We start from the raw sequence: 18,666 nt of genomic DNA on the forward strand, positions 1-18,666 counted from the left end.
CGCTTGCCGATGACGCCTACGAGCGTTACGCTCGCCTGATTCAACCTGTTGGCACGCCTGTTGTTTGTTTTTATAACCTGGAGGTTTACATGAGCCTGGAACTGTTCAATCAGCTTGAGCAAAAAGTCACCGATACGGTGGAAGCGTTGGAAATGATGAAGCTGGAAAATGAAGAGCTGCGCGACGAAAACACCAAACTCAAGCAAGAGCGCGAAGAGTGGGAACGCCGCTTGAACAGCTTACTCAGCAAGTTTGAAGGGATCGCTAGCTAAGCGTACGCGACATTAGCAGCGCATCTTCACGCCCGGCGGCACCCTGTACTGCCGGGTAGTAGCCTTTACGCTGCCCATCCACCTTAAAATCAAAACGTTGATAAAGGCTAATCGCAGCCTTGTTGCTCACCCGCACTTCCAGTAGTAAACGCTCACTTTGCCACTCAGACGCTTTTAACATCACTGCCTGCATTAACGCATACCCCAGCCCCAAATGGCGGTGAGCAGGGTCTACGCCAATGGCTTGAAGCTCAGTATCAAAGGGTAAGCGCGCTACCAGCGCATAGCCTGCCAGGGCATTTTCTTGAAAATAACCCACTACGCAGGCATCTGTATCGGCTAATGCCGCATTAAGTTGGCGCTCACTCACTCCACTTTGGGCCTGCGCCTCAAGAGTTGCTAACCGTAGGCCATCACTTGCCTGAAGCTCAGCGATCATTTTCGGGGGCTTTGAGCGTTTTCCACTGTTGGCCTAATGCGGACAGCTGGGGCCAAAGGTTACGCTTGGCAGCGCCATTTTTAGCAAGATGTTCAAGTGCTACGCCCTGCCATACCGGCAGTTCCAGTGTATCGCTACGCGCTTGCTGAATATTCAAGACGCTAATGATATCAGCAGCGCTATCGTCTTCGGGTTGTTCCCCCCACCAGAGTACGCGCTCAAGCGCCCAGCCCTGCCGACTAGCGCAGCCTGACATAAACGCAGAGAGCCCTTCTCTGGCTTCTTCAAGAGGGTCTTCTGCAAAGGTATTGGCCATTAACGGCCACTTAAACAGCGTGACGCTGGACAACGCATCCGGCGCGATTCCGACGGCCTGCCAGATATTGGCAAGCAAACGCTGCGCCTGGGGCGTTATCTCACCAGGGTGCAAGCTCAACCATCGCTGTCCTATACACACGCAGGAAAGCGAAAACTGCAACGGTTTAGCCGGTGCCGCGGGCATCGAGCCAGGTACGGATTCAACGGGTACGGATTCAACGGGCAATGGTTCAGTAGGCGCCTTATCCGCTGGCGCTTGGCCGAGCAAAGCACGCACTGAAGAGGGCGCTGACGCAGGCGAGTTAACGCTCGGTGCTTTGGGCTCGCTACGCGGGGTTGGCGCGTCATCAAGCAACGCCTGGAGACGCTCACGCGGGGGCGTTTTTTCCGGCGGCGTTTCATCCCACTCGCAGGCTTCGGTCGGCAGCGCATTGGGCAGTTGATAGCGTGATGCCCAAGCGGTAATGCCCATGGCATCCAGGTAGTGGCGCCGGGTAACCTCTGGCGTCACTGGCCGCCGCCACGACAGTTGGGTGAATCAGGACGCTCGCCGCCCCTCGCCTGCCATTCAACCGGCGTATAAAGGTGCAACGCTAGCGCATGCACCGGGCCAGAAAGTTCACCGGCCAGCAGTGCATAAATCTTCTGGTGACGCTTCACCGGCATCAGGCCATCGAAAATGTCGCTAACCAGCGTTACCTTGAAGTGGGTTTCGGAGTTGGCGGGCACGTTATGCATGTGGCTTTCGTTCTCCACGCGCACGACTTCCGGCGCTAGCGCCGCTAACTTCTGTTCGATCTGTGCTTGCACCGTCATTACTGCTCTCCTCAATATTCAACATTTTTATTGTACGCGCTTACTAGCCACCAGACGATGCCCGGCGTTCAACCAGCGCACGCCGGGCAAGCGACACTCTTGAAAGGCTTGCCAGAAGCGCCAGAAACGATGTAACCGCTCCCAGCCAGAGAGTTATCTGAACCTCAAACCCAAGCGCTAGGGCTGCCCCTACTATCGCCACCCCAAACGACTGACCTACCGTGCGAATCGTGCTCATCACGCCCGACACACTGGCACTGCGCTCCGGCGGAAGGCTCCCCATCATTTCGCGGTTATTGGGCGGCTGGAACAGGCCAAAACCGATACCGCATAGTGCCGTACGCCATAGGCTTTCCATGACACCCATGGTTTCATCCACCAGCGCCAGCGCGACCAGGCCGGTAACGATCAGCCCCAGGCCAGTGCTTGAAAGCACACTGGGATTGATACGGTCCGCCAGGCGACCCGCCAACGGCCCTACCAGCATGATTCCAAGCGGCCATGGGGTAAACAACCAAGCGGTCTCCAGGGGCGAAAGCCCCATTTGCTCCTGATAATAGAACGACAGCGCCACAAAGGTCAGACCCTGACCAATAAACGCAAGGCCGGAGGCGGATACCGCAAGCGTGAAGCGCTTTTCAGCAAAAATACTCAGCGGCAGCAACGGATACAGTGCTCGACGTTGGCGCATGATAAACCCCACTGCACTTGCTACGGTAAGCAGTACCCAGGCACCCACCAGGCCAAACGATGCCGCGTGCCCCACCGCGTCCATGGCCAGGAAGAAACTCGCCAGCATCAGCATGGACAACAGCGCCCCCAGAAAATCAAAACTTCCCTGGCGGGGTTTATCCCGAGGCAGTGCGCGCTTGGCAAACCATAAAGAGCACAGCCCAAGGGGCAGATTAAGTGCAAACAGCCACGGCCAGTCCGCAAAGGATAAAATAACGCCGCTCAGCGTCGGCCCTGCCGCATAGCCACCCGCGACAACGAGCGCACTTAACCCTAACGCACTACCCAATAGGCGTGAGGGAAATATCGCCCGGTAAAGCGAAGGGCCAATAGAGAGCGTGGCGGCGGCGCCTAGCCCCTGCACGGCACGAAACACCAGCAGCGTTTCTAAATTACGTGACAGTGCCGCCCCCAATGCGCCCACCATAAACGTGCCTAGCCCAAACAGATAAATACGCCGCCGCGTTACCAGTTCGCTGATCCCGGCAAACACCAGCAAGAAGGCGGCACATACCACCTGAAACATGTTGGTGATCCACACCGAGCGTGCGGCAGAGGCGTTTAAGTCTGCTGCAATGGTCGGCAGCGCCAAATTAATCATGGTGGTGTCCATCACCGCCATTAGCGTGCCGGTAATCAGGGCCAATACCGCCAAGGCACGTTCCGGCCCGGGCAGGCCGTCGTCTTCAGGACGGGTTTGAAACAGTCGCATCGGTGGGGTATTCCTAAAGCGAAACGGCTAACACGTTAAAACCGGCCTAAGCCGGTTTTAACGTGCATGAGCGCAACTGCTTGAGAACAAGATGTGCGTCATGAGTTACGTCATGATGAGATAGCGCCTAACTAGTGCCGAACGTTAATCCTGGTCGCTGTCGAGCAGCAACGCATCATCAACGTCTGAAATCTCAAGCGCTGTCTCATCATCCAAATCGATGGCGAGATAGCTGTGCTCAACGCTAAGAAATGTCTTGAACAGCGCCCAATCAAGCGGCTCTGGCCATTGGCGTTCATCCTCTTCCCAAGCGCGCAACTCGGTTTCGAGGATTTCTACATAGCGGTCGTGCACGAAGGTTTCGAGCGCTTCCGGGGTATCCATTTCAGGAATCAGGTAAATGGTGCTTTCACGTTCGACGTCGTCCAGTGTCAGGTCGTCGTCTCCCATGGTGGGTTCCAGCGCATTGATCCAGTCCACAAAGGGCTGGGTCGGCCTGACGCTCAGAGCGGAGCGGTTTAGCAGTTTCATGGGATTCTCCTCGCCGTCGAAACGTTGACCATTATGGGCGCTAAATCGCGCCCTTACCAACTTTTAGTCTACCTCATTCAATCCAGCGTGCTACTCAGCCTCAGGGCGCATTGCCGGGAACAGCAATACATCACGTATGGACGCGCTGTCGGTAAACAGCATGACCAACCGGTCAATCCCGATGCCCTCACCGGCGGTAGGCGGCATGCCGTACTCCAGTGCACGCACGTAGTCAGCATCGTAGTACATGGCTTCCAGGTCGCCTGCATCTTTCTCGGCGGCCTGTGCGCGGAAGCGCTCGGCCTGGTCCTCGGCGTCATTCAACTCCGAGAAGCCGTTGGCAATTTCACGCCCACCCACAAAGAACTCGAAGCGGTCGGTGACAAACGGGTTGGCATCATTGCGGCGCGCCAGCGGGCTGACTTCAGCCGGGTATTCGGTAATAAACGTCGGCTGGTCGAGCTTGTGCTCGGCCACTTCTTCGAAAATTTCCGTTTGGACTTTCCCCAGGCCCCAGCTGTCTTTGACCTTGATGCCCAGCGCCTGAGCGGTCACGCGCGCCGCTTCAAGGCTATCCAGGTCTGCATCGCTAATGCCGTCACCGTGATCCAGAATCGACTGCTTGAGCGTCAAACGCTTGAACGGCTGGCCGAAGTCGTAGCTTGCACCCTGGTACTCAAGCATGGTGGTGCCCAGCACTTCTTCGGCTGCAGTGCGCAGCATCGCTTCGGTCATATCCATCAGGTCGTTGTAGTCGGCATACGCCCAGTAGAATTCGACCATGGTGAATTCAGGATTGTGCCGCGTCGACAGACCTTCATTACGGAAGTTGCGGTTGATTTCGAAGACTTTCTCGAAACCACCCACCACCAAACGCTTAAGATAAAGCTCAGGCGCGATACGCAGATACATATCCATATCCAGCGCGTTGTGGTGAGTCACAAACGGGCGCGCCGTCGCACCGCCAGGAATTGCCTGGAGCATCGGCGTTTCCACTTCCATAAAGCCACGCGTTTCAAAGAAACGGCGCATGGAGCTGATCACCGCCGCCCGCGTTTCAAACGCTTTGCGCGACTGCGGGTTCATGATCAGATCCACATAGCGCTGGCGATAGCGCGCTTCCTGATCCGTCAGGCCGTGGAATTTATCCGGCAGCGGACGCAGGCTCTTGGTCAGAAGCTGGGCATCGACCATCATCACGTACAGGTCGCCCTTGCCGGATTTATGCACCGGGCCGCGCGCCGCCACGATATCACCAATATCCCAGCCCTTGATGTCTTCAAGCACATCCGCCGGCAGGCCTTTTTTATCCACGTAAAGCTGGATCTGCCCCGCCACGTCCTGAATCACGATAAACGGGCCGCGCTGGCGCATGATACGCCCCGCCACGGATGCGTGATGATCAAGCGTTTCCAGCTCGGCTTTTTCCTTCTCGCCCAGCAGGTCCTGCAGCTCAACGGTCAGGCTATCGCGGCGAAAGTCATTCGGGAAAGCACTCTTCCCTTGCTCTGCGGCCAGTTCACGACGCGCGGTGAGCTTCGCGCGGCGTTCGGCAATTAGATGATTTTCGTTTTCAGGAGAAGACGCGTCTTGGTTAGCCATGGGGCACCCTATTCATGTTCGAACGCTAAAAAGATTACAAACCCTGCTTGAGACTGGCGACGATAAACTGGTCCAGGTCGCCGTCGAGTACCTTGTCACAGTTGCTGGACTGCACGCCGGTGCGCAAATCCTTGATACGCTGGTCATCAAGCACGTAAGAGCGAATCTGGCTGCCCCAGCCGATATCGGCCTTGGAGTCTTCCGCTTCCTGCTTGGCGGCATTACGCTTTTGCATTTCATGCTCCCAGAGCCTCGCCTTTAACTGCTTCATAGCGAAGTCACGGTTGGCATGCTGGCTACGCTGGTTCTGGCAAGCCACCACAATACCGGTAGGCTCGTGGGTAATCCGTACCGCCGAATCGGTGGTATTAACGTGCTGACCGCCCGCACCGCTGGAGCGATACGTATCAACGCGCAGGTCCGAGGGATTAATATCAACCTCGAAGCGGTCATCAACTTCCGGGGACATGAATACCGACGCAAACGACGTATGACGACGGCCGCCGGAGTCGAACGGACTTTTACGCACCAGCCGGTGAACACCGGTTTCAGTACGTAGCCAACCAAACGCATAGTCGCCCTGAACATGCAGCGAGGCCGACTTGATACCCGCGACTTCGCCTGCGGAAATCTCGGTTATTTCAGCCTTGAACCCGTGGCTTTCTGCCCAGCGCAGGTACATGCGCAGCAGAATATTAGCCCAGTCCTGAGCTTCCGTACCGCCCGAGCCGGATTGAATATCCAGGTAGGCGTTATTTTCATCCATTTCGCCAGAGAACATGCGACGAAATTCGAGCTTTTCAAGCGCGGCCTGAAGGCCATCAAGCTCTTGGCGCACTTCTTCAACCGTGTCCTCATCCTCTTCCATCTCGGCGAGTTCTAGAAGGTCGCGGCTATCGCCAAGGCCTTGGTCCAGTTCGTCGATGGTCGCCACAATGGCTTCCAGGGAAGAGCGCTCTTTACCCAGCTTTTGGGCGTAGTCTGGATCATTCCAGACATTCGGGTCTTCGAGCTCACGAGAGACTTCTTCTAGCCGATCTTTACGCTCGGCATAGTCAAAGATACCCCCTAAGAACGTCTGTCCGCTCAGACAGGTCTTTGATCTGGTTATGTATCGGGTTGGTTTCCAACATGGATCGCCCTGGCCTTGGTCAAAATGACATGGTTCAAAAGAAAGACGCGCCGCTGTGGCGTCTTGGCTTGATGATTCCAAGCCAGCACCACAGCGGCGAAATTCTGAAAACCCATTGTAACGAAACCTGGCGTTTCTCGCATCCACTCGCCATGACGACGAATGCCTGAACCCGGCGAGTGCCGGGTTCAGGAGTAGAGCGACCGATTTAACACGTGAGAAACTTGTTCCATCGAGACGCCTAAAACATGGGCTTAAAAACGATGGGCTTAAAAACGATAGGTCAACTGAGCACCAAAGCCGTGGGCTTCGTTTTTATAGCCGGCAGAGTAGGTAGACGTAATGGGCGGTGTCTGCTGTCCAGCCACAGTGAAGCTATCCGTCTTTGTTTGATCCACTTGGGTTGAGCGCTCGGTTAGATAAGAGTAAGCGAAATCAAGCGTTAGGTCTGGTGTAGGGCTCCAACCAGCACCCAGCGAGAAAATACGCCGGTCATCAGAAGGAATACGCACGCTACGTGTCGCATCCTGCGTTGGTGTAAAGTCCAGCGCTAGCCCTGCTCGCAACGCCAGCTCAGGCGTTAACTGATACTCCCCGCCGGTGGCAAACGCCCAAGCATTGGAGTAATTTTGCTGCTCGTTAGTGATCTCTTCACGCTCAGTGCCGGTAACCAGTATTTGATCAAAGCGGCTCCAGCGCGACCAGGAAGCGCCAAACATGAGCTTGAGATTGTCACTCATTTGCTGGGTTACCGAGAAGTTGACCGTTTCAGGCGTAGTCAAATCTAACGCGGCAGTATCCGTTACGGTTCCAATACCTAGCTGATCAAGTACGGGCGAACTTGCGGAGAAGTTACCGTCCAAATTGAAATCAACTTTTGAGCGATACGTTAAACCAAACGTGGTTTCGGGCACCGGTTGGTAAATCACCCCCAGGTTATACCCCCATGCATCATCGTCACCCTTAACACGTGAATCCACCTCAGTAATGATCGGAGCCCCATTAGCTGCCTGTCCAACAGCAACGGGCACCTGACGGCGTAGCTCCCCATCAACACGGTTATAGGTAATACCCGCACCGACACCCCACTGCTCGTTAAAGCGGTAGGAGACGGTTGGCTGGGCAGTCATTACCTTCACCTCCGTATAATCCCCTTGGTTACGTCCCTCGAAACCACCTTCATACTCTGTTTTTGAACCAAACGGTGCATATACGCCGAAACCAAACGCTAACTGCTCATTGACCGGTTGTGCATAAAAAGCAAAAGGAACCAGCGTACCAGGCACCATGTCACCTTCATTGGTTCCTGTTACTGATCCCAAAGGCAATGAGCCCGTAGGCGTTTCCAAAGAACGCCCAGAGGTAGCATTATTGACATCGGTATTTACATGAAGATAGGTGCCCCCCACCGTGATCTGCGCGCGATCAAGAAACGACATCCCTGCCGGGTTGCCGTACACAATAGTGGCATCGTGTACGTTAGAGCTACGCCCAGCATGGCTGTACCCTTGGCCACTAACGCTTTGCTCGTTAATTTGATAACCGCCAGCGTGCGCTTGGCTTGCGAAGACAGCTGCCGAAACCGCAGCTGCTAGAGTGAGTTTATTAAATTTATTATACATGGTCGGCCTCTTGTCCCGATGATCCCGTGGATGGCGACATCCGCTGGTACTGTTCTTATAGCGTAGGCATACACCTCAGTTTTCGCCCAATGCGGCCCTTGGTTCAAGGGCAAACGAGCGTTTTATTTTATTTTTCGCTCATACATTAGTCGTACGACCGTTTTAAATCATTGTTTTATTCGTTTTAAGCCCTTTTTACCGAATTATTGAACAGCCCACCTTGACCTGCGTGTTACCCATAGGTTTTACACTACGTGTATTCCCACCGTTTACTAACAGCGGACGAAAACGTAAGGAGTGCGCGATGAAAGTCAGCGAGCTTGCTAAACAGGGCGGTGTAACGGCAGAGACAGTGCGCCACTACACCCGTGAAGGCTTACTTCTCCCGAGCCGCCATCCAGATAACGGCTATCAGCTTTTCTCAAGCACCGACCTTGAGCGGCTGCACTTTATTCAGCGAGCACGCAAACTGGGGTTTAGCGTAGCGGAGATACGCGACATTCTCCTGCATGCCGACCAGGGAGACTCACCCTGCCCGCTGGTGCGCGACCTGCTGGTCAGCCGCCTGCCGCAGATCCGTACACGGATTGCCGAACTTGAAGCGCTGGCCCAGCGCATGGAACAGGCGCTGGGAAGCTGGGAGCATATGCCTGACGGCACACCCGATGGGCATAGCGTGTGCCGCCTTATTGAAAGCTTTCCCGACGATCCCTCTTCCAGGGAGGTCTTATGAACGACACAACCTCTTCACGCCATACGGTTTTCCGTACGGTAGGTGGCATGAGCTGCCAGGGCTGCGTTAAGCGGATGCGCGAGGCGATTCAGGCAGAAGACCCAGCGGCTGAGGTGGTGGGTACACCGGCTGAAAAGCGCCTTGAAGTGACCACCTGTTTGGACGATCGCCGCCTGAACGCCACATTGGAGAAAGCCGGCTATCCGGCCAGCAGCGAACCCGCCTCGCCGGTAGCGCTTGAATCCCCCCCAGAAACAGTTGATATACCGGCCACGGCTGGACCCAACATACGCTTGGCAATTAGCGGCATGACCTGCGCCAGTTGCGTTAAAAGCGTTCAGGATGCGCTGAAAAATACACAAGGGGTGGATGCCGCCAGCGTTAACTTCGCGACCCACACCGCCCAAGTGATGGGCAGCGCCGATACGCAAGCCCTTATCAACGCGGTCGCCTCAGCGGGCTACACGGCGGAGCCGATTGTGGACATGCGTGAAGCCGAGCGCGTTCGCGCCGAGCAGGACGCCACCCTGTACCGCCAGCGGCTGCGGGGCAGTGCCATCGCGCTGGCATTGGCCATTCCACTGATGCTCAGCATGTTTATCTATCATCCGCATGTCATGGGCCTGGGCCGCATTTATTGGCTGGTGATTGGTGTCTTGACCCTGGGTGTGCTCGCGTTTCCAGGGCGCCACTTCTTTGTAAATGCGTGGAAGAACCTCAAACGCCATCAGGCCAATATGGATACGCTGGTGGCGATGGGTACGGGCACCGCTTGGCTTTATTCCATGGCGGTGGTGCTGTTTGCACCTTGGCTGCCTGAAATAGCCCAAGGGATCTACTTTGAAGCCTCGGCGATGGTGATTGGGCTTATCCTGCTGGGTAACGCCATGGAGCTTCGCGCCCGTGGGCGTACCAGCAATGCGCTAAAGCGCCTGCTTGATTTGCAAAGCCGCACGGCGCGCGTCATTCGCGGCGGCCAGGAGCAGGAAATAGACGTGGATGAGGTTCGTGAAGGTGACCAACTCCGCGTACGCCCCGGTGAGCGCTTACCCGTCGATGGCGAAGTCACCGAAGGCCAGAGCCATATTGATGAGTCCATGCTGACCGGCGAGCCGCTGGCCGTCAGTAAGCAAACCGGCGATGACGTCAGCGCAGGCACGATCAATGGGCAGGGCGGGCTGGTGTATCGCGCGACTCGTGTGGGTCGTGATACTCGGCTTGGGCAAATCACCGAGCAGGTCGCCAGCGCTCAGAATTCACGCCCGCCAATTGGTGAGTTGGCGGATAAGGTATCGAGCATCTTCGTGCCATCCGTCATCATTATTGCCGTACTGGCGGCGCTGGTATGGTTTAACGTTGGCCCTGAGCCACGCGTGATTCATATGCTGGTGGCGGCTACGACCGTGCTGATTATTGCCTGCCCCTGCGCGCTGGGCCTGGCCACACCTATTTCCACCATGATTGGCGTGGGCAAAGCCGCCGAGCAGGGCGTGCTGGTAAGAAACGGCGAAGCGCTGCAAACCGCCAGCAAACTCACCACGCTGGTAGTCGATAAAACCGGCACGCTTACAGAAGGAAAACCCAGCGTCACCGATGTGCATCTGTTTGGCATGGACCAAACCACTGCGCTGGGCCTGACCCGTGCCTTGGAGCGCGGTTCTGAGCATCCGCTGGCAGCAGCCCTTATCGCTTACGCGGATGCGCAGGGCGCCGCGCCTGCCGAGATCCAAGGGTTTGAAAGTGTCACGGGCGGTGGCGTAAAAGCCGAAAATCGCGATGGCAAAGCGCTGCTGCTGGGCAATACGCGTCTGCTTGAGGCAGCCGGGGTTGATCTTTCATCTGCCCAGCAAGAGGTTAACGCGCTACAAAATAAGGCGCGTACGCTGGTGTATCTGGCAGTGGATAATCAGCTAGCGGCGCTATTCGGGATTAGCGACCCGTTACGCCACGATGCCGTCGCGGCCGTTAAGCGCTTGCAGCAGGATGGCCTAAACGTGGTCATGCTGACCGGCGATAATCAGCATAGCGCCGCAGCGATTGCCCGCGAAGTCGGCATTACGACATTCAAAGCAGGCCTAACACCAGAAGACAAGCACGCGGAGATTGAGCGTTTACAGCAAGCAGGGGAAATCGTAGGCATGGTGGGGGACGGCATTAACGACGCCCCGGCGCTGGCGCGAGCTAACGTCGGCTTTGCGATTGGCCAGGGGACAGATATCGCCATGGAAAGCGCGGGGATTACCCTCATGCGTGGGTCACTTCACGGCGTGGCCTCAGCCATTGAAATCAGCCGCGCCACGCTTGCCAACATCAAGCAGAACCTGGTCGGCGCCTTTGGCTATAACGTGCTGTGCATCCCGATTGCAGCAGGCCTGCTCTACCCGGTAACCGGCATGCTGCTTTCACCGATTATCGCCGGGGTCGCTATGTCGCTCTCCTCCATCACCGTGGTGAGTAACGCCAATCGCCTACGATTCTGGAAACCCTCTCAACAGGAGGTCTCATGAGCTTATTGGTTAACGCGGCAGGCCTCGGGCTCATTGCCCTGGTCGTTTGGTGGTTCTGGCTTAGCTAAACGCGCTAGCTCACGCCGATATATCGCCCGGGCTTATGGTTAAGGGCGATAATCAAGTTCAACGTCAGCGCCCCCAGCACCGAGTAGCCAACGCGGTCTAACGGTAGCTGGGTAAGCGCTACTAGCAAAATCACCCCATCGATGCCTAGCTGTACATAGCCCGCCCGTAGACCATGGCGGTCCTGCAGGTAAAGCGCCAGAATATTGATGCCCCCCAGGCTTGTACGATGGCGAAACAGCATCAGCATGCCAATGCCCATCAATGCCCCGCCCATGAGTGCCGCGTAGAGCGATGGTACGCTTGCGAGCTGTACCCAGCCTTGGGTTAATTCAGAAAACAGTGATACCAGGCCAATGGCGATAAAGGTGCGCAGCGTAAAGCTCCACCCCATACGCTTGATCGCCAGATAATAAAACGGCAGGTTGATGGCAAAAAACCAAAGCCCGAAACTCCATTGCGTCACGTAATTAAGCAGCAGCGCCAAACCCGCGGTGCTGCCGGTTAGCAGCACCGCTTGGGTATAAAAGGTAACGCCCAAGGCAACGAAGAATGTGCCGAGCAGCATCGCCATTACATCCTCATAGAGGCGGTGCGGGTCCTTGGGTAAATCGTCCACGCGCATTAAAACGCCCTTATGAAGTGTGGCGGGCTGATGAAAACCCTTTAAACGGCGCTTGCGTGCTCAACCATCAACTGCAACGACTCCCGCCCCCGCCAGCGGTTACGGTTAAGTTTATAAGCGCAGTGCAGCGTATCGCCGATGGTGAATGCGGGCAGCTCGCCTGGTGTTAAGGCGCGAAACCAGATTGCTTTACAGGTGATGGCGCCCATGGAGAGCTCCAGCATCAAGTGCGCGCCATCGGCACCCACCGGGCGCAGCGCTTCGACGATAAAACGCCCTTCAAAAAGCGGTGCGTCAAATTCACGCCCGTAGGGTCCCAGCGCATCGATCTCTTCAAGCGTTGCCAGCGAAAGCTGCGCGGTGGAAAGCTCGCCGTCCGTCCATAGCCTGGGATAGAGCGAACGCCCCTCCAACTGCTCCGCTACGGCTTTGAGAAACGCCTGTTTAAACACGTCCAGCTGTTCGCTGGGAACGCCCACTCCGGCGGCACCGCTGTGCCCGCCAAAGCGTGGCAGCGCCTCTGGGGCCAGCTCAAAAGTACGCTGCAACGCATCGCGCAGGTGCAAGCCATCGATTGAGCGCCCGGAACCGGTGAGCATATTGGGTGCCGCCGCCTGCGTCAGCACCAGCGCGGGGCGCCCGTAGGACTGAACCAGCCGGGAGGCCACAATGCCCTGAACGCCGGGGTGGCCATCTTCCAGAAACACCACCACGGCGGGCTCATCGGCGATCAGCGCACTGGCGGCCAGCGCCCGTGCCTCTTCGGCCATATCAGCTTCAATCGCCTTACGCGACTGGTTATCCTGGTCCAGCACTTCCAACTGACGGTTAGCGACGGCGTCACTCTCGGCCAGCATGAAATGTAGTGCGGCGTAAGGGTCATCCAGCCGAGAGCGCGCGTTAATCCGCGGGCCCATCTGAAAGGCCAGTGTTTCGGCGTTAAACGGCACGCTGTCCGCACCCAGGCGTGTGGCCATGGCGCGCCAGCAGGCGGCGTCCATGCGGTTGATCAGAGTTAACCCATAGCTCACCACGGCTCGGTTAGCGGGGCTTCCGCCCAGCGACACGCAATCCGCCACGGTGCCCAACGCCACATAGGAGAGCCACGGCGAAAGCTTGGGCGTAGCCTCGGGCAAGGCCCCCCACTCTACCAATACGCCACGCGCCAACGACATCAACAGCCACGCCACCATGCACCCGGCGATGGTTTTATCGGGGTAGGCGCAGTCATCACGCGTAGGATTCACGCAGGCATAGGCCGAAGTGGGCGGGCCTTCCAACGGCAGCGCATGGTGATCACTGACCACCACGTCAATGCCTGCCGCTTTGAGGCGCGCGATACGCGGCTCGTCACTGCTTCCGCAGTCGGCGGTAATGACCACGGTTGGGAATGGCTTGAGCGCCAGCGTGCGCTCAACCAACGGCAAGCTGATCCCGTAGCCATCGTGAATACGATGGCCAATCAGGCTATGAAGCTTATGTTCGGGCACGCCAAACAGCTCAACGAGCGTACGGCGAATGACGACGTGGGAGGTAATCCCATCCACATCGTAATCGGTCAGAATCCCGATGGATTCACCCTCCGCGACAGCCTGAGCAATACGTTCAGCAGCGCGACGTCCATCGGCAAGCTTTTCCGGGTGGGCCAGGTAGCGCAGGCTAGGCGTTACCAGCGGGGCAAGCTCGCCCTGATAGCCGGGCAGCCTTGAGGCGAGAAGACGCGCCTGAAGCTCGCTCAAGCCTTGTGCCTGGGCACGGGCGTAAACAGCCTCGTCCAACGGACGAGGCTCCAGCTTTAGCTGTGTGGTGTGCTGATTGGCATCTGACAGAGCAGTCATCATGCGTTAACGACGGTTATCCGCAACAAACTGCTGTACGGCGCTCAGCTCAGCAGGCAATACCGTGTAGCGCTCTTCACGCTCCAGCAAATCATCCATATGCGTGGGCAGCGGTACGCCCTGGAAACCTGCCTTCACCACAGCTTCGGCAAACTTGGCCGGGTGCGCGGTGGCAAGCGTTATCATCGGTGTGGATTGATCGGCACGAACCCGCTCAGCGGCACGGTAACCTGTGGCGGTATGCGGGTCGAGCATTTCGCCAGTACGGTGATGCGCTTCGCGGATAACTTCCAAAATGGTCGCATCGTCCACGCTGTAGCTTGAGAACTTCTCGCGCAGCTTGGCAAGCGGCGCATCGGCAAGTGTCGTAGGCTCTTGCTGAAAGCGCTCCAACAGTGCGGCCACAGCGGCGCCATCACGCTCATAAGCATCAAACAGAAGACGCTCAAAGTTCGACGACACCACGATATCCATGGAAGGCGCGAGCGTTGCCTCAAGCTCCTTCTTGGAAAAGTCGTTGGCGGCAAGCGTACGGTGCAGGATGTCGTTGGAGTTGGTGGCGATGATAAACTGCTTCACCGGCAGCCCCATTTTGTACGCCATGTAGCCCGCAAACACATTGCCAAAGTTGGCCGACGGCACGCAAAAACTGACCTCGCGATGCGGTGCCCCCAGCGCCACGCCTGAAGCGACGTAGTAGACGATCTGGGCCATGATGCGCGCCCAGTTGATCGAGTTGACCGCCACCAGGCGCGTACCGTTCAGGAAGTCCTGATTGGCAAAGCTTGCCTTGACCATGGCCTGGGCGTCGTCAAAATTGCCTTCAATGGCAACATTGAAAACGTTGTTGGCCAGCACGGAGGTCATCTGGCGGCGCTGCACTTCGGACACCCGCTGGTGCGGATGCAGAATAAAGATATCCAGGTTGTCGCAGTGGCGGCAGCCCTCAATAGCGGCTGAACCAGTATCTCCCGAGGTGGCGCCCATGATCACCGCACGCTCGCCGCGCTTTTTCAAAAAGTGATCAAGCAGACGGCCCAGCAGCTGTAGCGCGACGTCTTTAAACGCCAGCGTCGGGCCATGGAACTGCTCAAGCAGGAAGTGGTTGGCATCGAGCTGCTTGAGCGGCACGACCGCATCGTGAGTGAAGGTGGAGTACGCTTCGGTCACGATGGCGCGGAAGGTGTCGTCGTCGATCTCGCCGTTCACGAACGGCTTCATGACGCGAAAGGCAATCTCGGCGTAAGAGAGCCCGGCCATATCGGCCAGCGCTTCTTTCGAGAGAGTGGGCAGCTCTTCCGGCACGTAAAGGCCGCCGTCGCTGGCCATGCCGGTTAGTACGACTTCTTCAAAGGAGAGCGCGGGCGCCTGCCCACGCGTACTGATATAGCGCATAGTGGGTTACTCCCCTTCGCTCAGGCTTTCCACGCGGATGCGTGTCACTGGCCCGGCGATATCGGCCATCGCTTCGATTTCACGAATCGCTTCATTCATCTGCTTCTCTTTGGTGCGGTGCGTCAGCAGAATAATCGGCACCAGCTCGCCTTCGGTCGCCTCTTTCTGAATCAGCGCCTCAATAGAGATGCCCTGTTCCGAAAGGATGGTGGCTACGCGCGCCAGTACACCGGGACGATCCACCGCCAGCAGGCGCAGATAATACGCCGTGATGATGTCTTCCATCGGCATAATCGGCAGTTGGCTGACGTCTTCATCAATACCGCTGAACGCCAGATACGGCACGCGGTAGTGATGGTCAGTGGAGATATCGCGGGCCACGTCCAGCAGGTCGGCAACTACCGCTGACGCAGTGGGCTCAGCACCTGCACCGGCACCGTAGTAAAGCGTGGGGCCAACCGCATCGCCCATAATGGCGATGGCGTTTTTGACGCCATGCACATTGGCCAGCAAACGCTCTTTGGGAATCAATGTCGGGTGAACGCGTAGCTCAAGCCCCTGGTCGGTACGCTTGGAAATACCCAGGTGCTTGATGACGTAGCCCAGATTATCGGCCTGCTCGACATCTTCAGCGGTAATCCGTGAAATACCTTCGGTGAAGGCTTTTTCAAACTGGAGCGGCACGCCATAGGCAATCGAGGCCAGAATGGTTAGCTTGTGCGCCGCATCGATACCTTCCACGTCAAACGTGGGGTCGGCTTCGGCGTAACCCAGCGCCTGCGCTTCGGCAAGCACGTCTTCAAAAGCTCGGCCTTCGTCGCGCATATGGGTCAAAATGAAGTTGCCGGTGCCGTTAATGATGCCTGCCACCCACTCAATGCGGTTGGCACCCAGGCCTTCACGCAGCGACTTGATAACCGGAATACCACCCGCAACGGCGGCTTCAAAAGCAACGATAACGCCCTTTTCATGGGCAGCCTTGAAGATTTCATTACCGTGAACGGCAATCAACGCCTTATTGGCGGTAACCACGTGCTTGCCGTTGGCAATCGCGGTGAGTACCAATTCACGCGCCATGTCATAGCCGCCGATCAGCTCGACCACAACATCAACGTTAGGGTTAGTGGCCACCTCGAAAACATCGGTGGTTGCGTTAATACCGGTAATATCGCAGTCAGGGTGAATACTGCGATGAGCCACCTGCTCAATCACAATAGGACGGCCTGCACGACGTGCAATATCATCAGCGTTGCGCGTCAATACATTGAACGTGCCGCCGCCAACCGTGCCTAGCCCACAAATGCCTACTCTTACCGGTTTCAAAATACATCCCCTTTCGTGGTGGGCGCCCTTGGCACCCGGTCTTAAATTCAGTGTCTCAGCGTCACCGCTCGTTAACGGTGCTCTCTATTGGTGGGCACGTGTTGATCGTGCCTGTTGCTATGTTTCTGTTGCCATGTTTTTTGTTTCAACGTGCTTGTTTTGAAGTGCTCGTTTCAAAGTCTCGCTTCCAAGCACCTCACAACCAGCACTTGGCAACTTGCGCCTGACGGATCAGGCTTAGATGTCGCCCAAGCCTAACATGACGGCAAGCCTTTCTGGCGGTACATAGCCTGGCACCATTTGGCCATCGGGCAGAATAATCGCTGGCGTGCCCTGTACGCCCAGCGCCATACCCAGCTCATACTGTTCAGCCACCGGGTTATCGCAATCAGAAGGACCTGATAGTGGCTGGCGCTGTTGGGCACGGGTCATGGCTTCACTACGATTATCCGAGCACCAGGCTTGCTGCATGGAGGTAGCCGCATCACTGCCCATGCCCGCCCGCGGGAATGCTAAATAGTGTACCGCAATCCCGCGCTCATTAAGCTCAGGCACGGCTTCGTGAAGACGCTCACAGTAGGGGCAAGTGGGATCGGTGAATACTACCACGGTAGCTTTTGGCTCATCGACACCGCGATACACAACGCGCTCAGACTCGGGAATGCTTGCCAGTGCCGCAACACGCTCCTGGTTTTTGGACTGTTCGGTTAAATTGACCAGCCCCGTCTCGGCATTTTCGAAAAGATCACCCACCAAAAAGTGGCTGCCATCGGCGTTGGTGTAGAACGACTCGCCGCTTTCCAGACGCACGTGATAAATGCCTTCCATCGGGGTCGTCGTTACGTGCTCAACCGGCATCGGCTGACCATTAACGCTCAGCGACTCACTCAGTCGTTGCGTGATGGCATCTGCGTGAGCGGCGACCGGTAAAACGCTGGCGATGGCGAGCGTGAGTAATGCCGTGCGTAAAGAAGGAGTAACCGTACGTTGACGCATTCTATCTTCAACCTCGCGGATGGTGTTCAGCATGCAAATGCTCCAAGCGAGCTTGGGCGACATGCGTATAAATTTGAGTCGTGGATAAATCGCTGTGGCCTAACAGCAGCTGTACGACCCGTAAATTGGCCCCATGATTCAATAAATGTGTCGCAAAAGCATGTCGCAGCGTATGCGGAGACAGCGGACGCGAGATCCCAGCCGTGATGGCATGTGCTTTTATGCGGTGCCAGAAGGTCTGCCGCGTCATGGCTTTATCATGGCGCCCTGGAAAAAGCGCTGGCCTTGTCGGATCGCTCATTAGCGCAGGTCTGGCCGTTTTCATATAGTGCGCAAGCCAATCTGCTGCTTCCTCCCCCATGGGCACCAGGCGGTCTTTATCCCCCTTACCACGCACACGCACCACATTTTGGCGCAAGTTCACCGCATCACCGGTTAACGACACAAGCTCCGACACGCGCAGCCCACAGGCATAAAGCAGCTCCAGCATGGTGCGGTCGCGCACGCCCAGCGGCGTATCAACATCAGGCGCCATCAGCAGGCGCTCGACCTCCGCCTCCTCCAGCGTATTGGGCAGGCCTGGCTGCACTCTGGGAAGTTTAACATCCACCAGCGGGTCGCTAGCCACATGCCCGTGCAAGCGCGCCCAGCGATAAAAACTTCTGAGGCTCGATAACAACCGGGCATTGCTTCGCAACTGATAGCCTTGCTCTCGGCGGGCATCCAGCCATACGGGAAGCCGCTGCCCCGCAGGGGACAATATATCCTCACCTTCTGCTATCAGGTAGTGCTGCCACGCGGTTAAATCGCGCCGGTAGGCGGCTAATGTATGATCACTGGCGCCTTGCTCTAACCAAAGGGCATCCAAAAAGGCATCAATGACACTCATACGTTAATCGTCTCTTACTGGGTGTATGGACACATAAACAAAACCCCGCCCCGCAAAGCGGTGACGGGGTTCTGGTATCCAGTGCGACGCATGCCCAAGACGTACGTCAAGAACAGTG

General features: G+C 56.9%; 18 protein-coding genes. 4 read left to right on the forward strand and 14 right to left on the reverse strand.

Translation table 11 applies throughout. The features are described 5' to 3' along the window. Positions 1-89 precede the first annotated feature (89 nt). A complete protein-coding gene (gene zapB / locus CZ787_RS13455) occupies positions 90-272 on the forward strand; it encodes a cell division protein ZapB (RefSeq protein WP_087110059.1) in 183 nt (60 codons plus the stop codon). Here the strand turns inward: zapB and CZ787_RS13460 are convergent. The 7 genes from CZ787_RS13460 to prfB all read right to left on the reverse strand — a co-directional run bounded on the left by CZ787_RS13460 (position 265) and on the right by prfB (position 6,555). After that, positions 265-711: a GNAT family N-acetyltransferase gene (locus tag CZ787_RS13460; RefSeq protein ID WP_087110061.1), complete on the reverse strand. Its 447-nt coding sequence runs from the start codon at positions 709-711 to the stop codon at positions 265-267. The two genes, zapB and CZ787_RS13460, sit on opposite strands and share 8 nt — an antisense overlap. Next, a complete protein-coding gene (locus tag CZ787_RS13465) occupies positions 701-1,540 on the reverse strand; it encodes a hypothetical protein (RefSeq protein WP_087110063.1) in 840 nt (279 codons plus the stop codon). The genes CZ787_RS13460 and CZ787_RS13465 overlap by 11 nt, the downstream gene beginning before the upstream one ends. Beyond that, positions 1,537-1,845 (reverse strand): BolA family protein, encoded by a 309-nt coding sequence (locus tag CZ787_RS13470; RefSeq protein WP_087110065.1) that lies wholly within the window; start codon positions 1,843-1,845, stop codon positions 1,537-1,539. Before CZ787_RS13470 ends, CZ787_RS13465 begins: the two co-directional genes overlap by 4 nt. 43 nt (positions 1,846-1,888) lie before the next feature. Beyond that, positions 1,889-3,289: an MFS transporter gene (locus CZ787_RS13475; RefSeq protein ID WP_087110067.1), complete on the reverse strand. Its 1,401-nt coding sequence runs from the start codon at positions 3,287-3,289 to the stop codon at positions 1,889-1,891. Between the two features lie 144 nt (positions 3,290-3,433). Beyond that, positions 3,434-3,820 carry a hypothetical protein gene (locus CZ787_RS13480; protein ID WP_087110069.1) on the reverse strand — a complete coding sequence of 129 codons (387 nt, stop codon included), beginning with the start codon at positions 3,818-3,820 and terminating at the stop codon, positions 3,434-3,436. Between the two features lie 90 nt (positions 3,821-3,910). Further along, complete coding sequence (gene lysS, locus CZ787_RS13485; RefSeq protein ID WP_087110071.1) at positions 3,911-5,422, reverse strand: lysine--tRNA ligase; 1,512 nt, start codon at positions 5,420-5,422, stop codon at positions 3,911-3,913. A 34-nt stretch (positions 5,423-5,456) separates the two neighbouring features. Further along, a protein-coding gene (gene prfB / locus CZ787_RS13490; protein WP_140398991.1) for a peptide chain release factor 2 occupies positions 5,457-6,555 on the reverse strand; the annotation gives its coding sequence in 2 pieces (ribosomal slippage) (positions 5,457-6,479 and positions 6,481-6,555; 1,098 coding nt in all). On the opposite strand from prfB, the gene CZ787_RS18870 reads away from it, so the two are divergent. After that, positions 6,554-6,724: a hypothetical protein gene (locus CZ787_RS18870; RefSeq protein WP_176372224.1), complete on the forward strand. Its 171-nt coding sequence runs from the start codon at positions 6,554-6,556 to the stop codon at positions 6,722-6,724. The genes prfB and CZ787_RS18870 overlap by 2 nt on opposite strands. Before the next feature lie 99 nt (positions 6,725-6,823). Here the strand turns inward: CZ787_RS18870 and CZ787_RS13495 are convergent, their stop codons facing one another. Next, the gene (locus tag CZ787_RS13495) at positions 6,824-8,176 is read right to left on the reverse strand and encodes an OmpP1/FadL family transporter (RefSeq protein WP_087110075.1); all 1,353 of its coding nucleotides are present in this window, start codon (positions 8,174-8,176) and stop codon (positions 6,824-6,826) included. 304 nt (positions 8,177-8,480) lie between these two features. Here CZ787_RS13495 and CZ787_RS13500 point away from each other — a divergent pair, with 304 nt between their 5' ends. Both CZ787_RS13500 and CZ787_RS13505 read left to right on the forward strand, forming a co-directional pair. Continuing rightward, complete coding sequence (locus tag CZ787_RS13500; protein ID WP_087110077.1) at positions 8,481-8,909, forward strand: MerR family transcriptional regulator; 429 nt, start codon at positions 8,481-8,483, stop codon at positions 8,907-8,909. Next, positions 8,906-11,416: a heavy metal translocating P-type ATPase gene (locus CZ787_RS13505; RefSeq protein WP_087110079.1), complete on the forward strand. Its 2,511-nt coding sequence runs from the start codon at positions 8,906-8,908 to the stop codon at positions 11,414-11,416. Before CZ787_RS13500 ends, CZ787_RS13505 begins: the two co-directional genes overlap by 4 nt. Positions 11,417-11,489: 73 nt before the next feature. Here the strand turns inward: CZ787_RS13505 and CZ787_RS13510 are convergent, their stop codons facing one another. The 6 genes from CZ787_RS13510 to xerD form a co-directional block, all read right to left on the reverse strand. Continuing rightward, the gene (locus tag CZ787_RS13510; RefSeq protein ID WP_087110081.1) at positions 11,490-12,107 is read right to left on the reverse strand and encodes a YitT family protein; all 618 of its coding nucleotides are present in this window, start codon (positions 12,105-12,107) and stop codon (positions 11,490-11,492) included. A gap of 41 nt (positions 12,108-12,148) precedes the next feature. Further along, positions 12,149-13,948: a single-stranded-DNA-specific exonuclease RecJ gene (locus CZ787_RS13515; protein WP_419866537.1), complete on the reverse strand. Its 1,800-nt coding sequence runs from the start codon at positions 13,946-13,948 to the stop codon at positions 12,149-12,151. A gap of 3 nt (positions 13,949-13,951) precedes the next feature. Further along, positions 13,952-15,340, reverse strand: a complete 1,389-nt coding sequence (gene thrC / locus CZ787_RS13520) for a threonine synthase (RefSeq protein WP_087110083.1) — start codon at positions 15,338-15,340, stop codon at positions 13,952-13,954. A 6-nt stretch (positions 15,341-15,346) separates the two neighbouring features. Next, positions 15,347-16,663 carry a homoserine dehydrogenase gene (locus CZ787_RS13525; protein ID WP_087110084.1) on the reverse strand — a complete coding sequence of 439 codons (1,317 nt, stop codon included), beginning with the start codon at positions 16,661-16,663 and terminating at the stop codon, positions 15,347-15,349. Positions 16,664-16,900: 237 nt separating this feature from the next. Beyond that, positions 16,901-17,692 carry a DsbC family protein gene (locus tag CZ787_RS13530; RefSeq protein WP_087110086.1) on the reverse strand — a complete coding sequence of 264 codons (792 nt, stop codon included), beginning with the start codon at positions 17,690-17,692 and terminating at the stop codon, positions 16,901-16,903. Beyond that, the gene (xerD, locus tag CZ787_RS13535; RefSeq protein WP_087110088.1) at positions 17,667-18,548 is read right to left on the reverse strand and encodes a site-specific tyrosine recombinase XerD; all 882 of its coding nucleotides are present in this window, start codon (positions 18,546-18,548) and stop codon (positions 17,667-17,669) included. Before xerD ends, CZ787_RS13530 begins: the two co-directional genes overlap by 26 nt. Between the last annotated feature and the right edge of the window lie 118 nt (positions 18,549-18,666).

This window comes from Halomonas citrativorans, assembly GCF_900163645.1.
Lineage (GTDB): Bacteria > Pseudomonadota > Gammaproteobacteria > Pseudomonadales > Halomonadaceae > Vreelandella > Vreelandella citrativorans.

Bases quoted from the DNA above. Each gene is read 5' to 3' on its own strand.
- CZ787_RS13500 (WP_087110077.1), top strand. From the start codon at position 8,481: ATGAAAGTCAGCGAGCTTGCTAAACAGGGCGGTGTAACGGCAGAGACA.
- CZ787_RS18870 (WP_176372224.1), top strand. From the start codon at position 6,554: ATGGATCGCCCTGGCCTTGGTCAAAATGACATGGTTCAAAAGAAAGAC.
- zapB (WP_087110059.1), top strand. From the start codon at position 90: ATGAGCCTGGAACTGTTCAATCAGCTTGAGCAAAAAGTCACCGATACG.
- CZ787_RS13460 (WP_087110061.1), bottom strand. From the start codon at position 711: ATGATCGCTGAGCTTCAGGCAAGTGATGGCCTACGGTTAGCAACTCTT.
- CZ787_RS13495 (WP_087110075.1), bottom strand. From the start codon at position 8,176: ATGTATAATAAATTTAATAAACTCACTCTAGCAGCTGCGGTTTCGGCA.
- CZ787_RS13475 (WP_087110067.1), bottom strand. From the start codon at position 3,289: ATGCGACTGTTTCAAACCCGTCCTGAAGACGACGGCCTGCCCGGGCCG.
- lysS (WP_087110071.1), bottom strand. From the start codon at position 5,422: ATGGCTAACCAAGACGCGTCTTCTCCTGAAAACGAAAATCATCTAATT.
- CZ787_RS13515 (WP_419866537.1), bottom strand. From the start codon at position 13,948: ATGATGACTGCTCTGTCAGATGCCAATCAGCACACCACACAGCTAAAG.
- CZ787_RS13470 (WP_087110065.1), bottom strand. From the start codon at position 1,845: ATGACGGTGCAAGCACAGATCGAACAGAAGTTAGCGGCGCTAGCGCCG.
- CZ787_RS13480 (WP_087110069.1), bottom strand. From the start codon at position 3,820: ATGAAACTGCTAAACCGCTCCGCTCTGAGCGTCAGGCCGACCCAGCCC.
- xerD (WP_087110088.1), bottom strand. From the start codon at position 18,548: ATGAGTGTCATTGATGCCTTTTTGGATGCCCTTTGGTTAGAGCAAGGC.
- CZ787_RS13510 (WP_087110081.1), bottom strand. From the start codon at position 12,107: ATGCGCGTGGACGATTTACCCAAGGACCCGCACCGCCTCTATGAGGAT.
- thrC (WP_087110083.1), bottom strand. From the start codon at position 15,340: ATGCGCTATATCAGTACGCGTGGGCAGGCGCCCGCGCTCTCCTTTGAA.
- CZ787_RS13530 (WP_087110086.1), bottom strand. From the start codon at position 17,692: ATGCTGAACACCATCCGCGAGGTTGAAGATAGAATGCGTCAACGTACG.
- CZ787_RS13505 (WP_087110079.1), top strand. From the start codon at position 8,906: ATGAACGACACAACCTCTTCACGCCATACGGTTTTCCGTACGGTAGGT.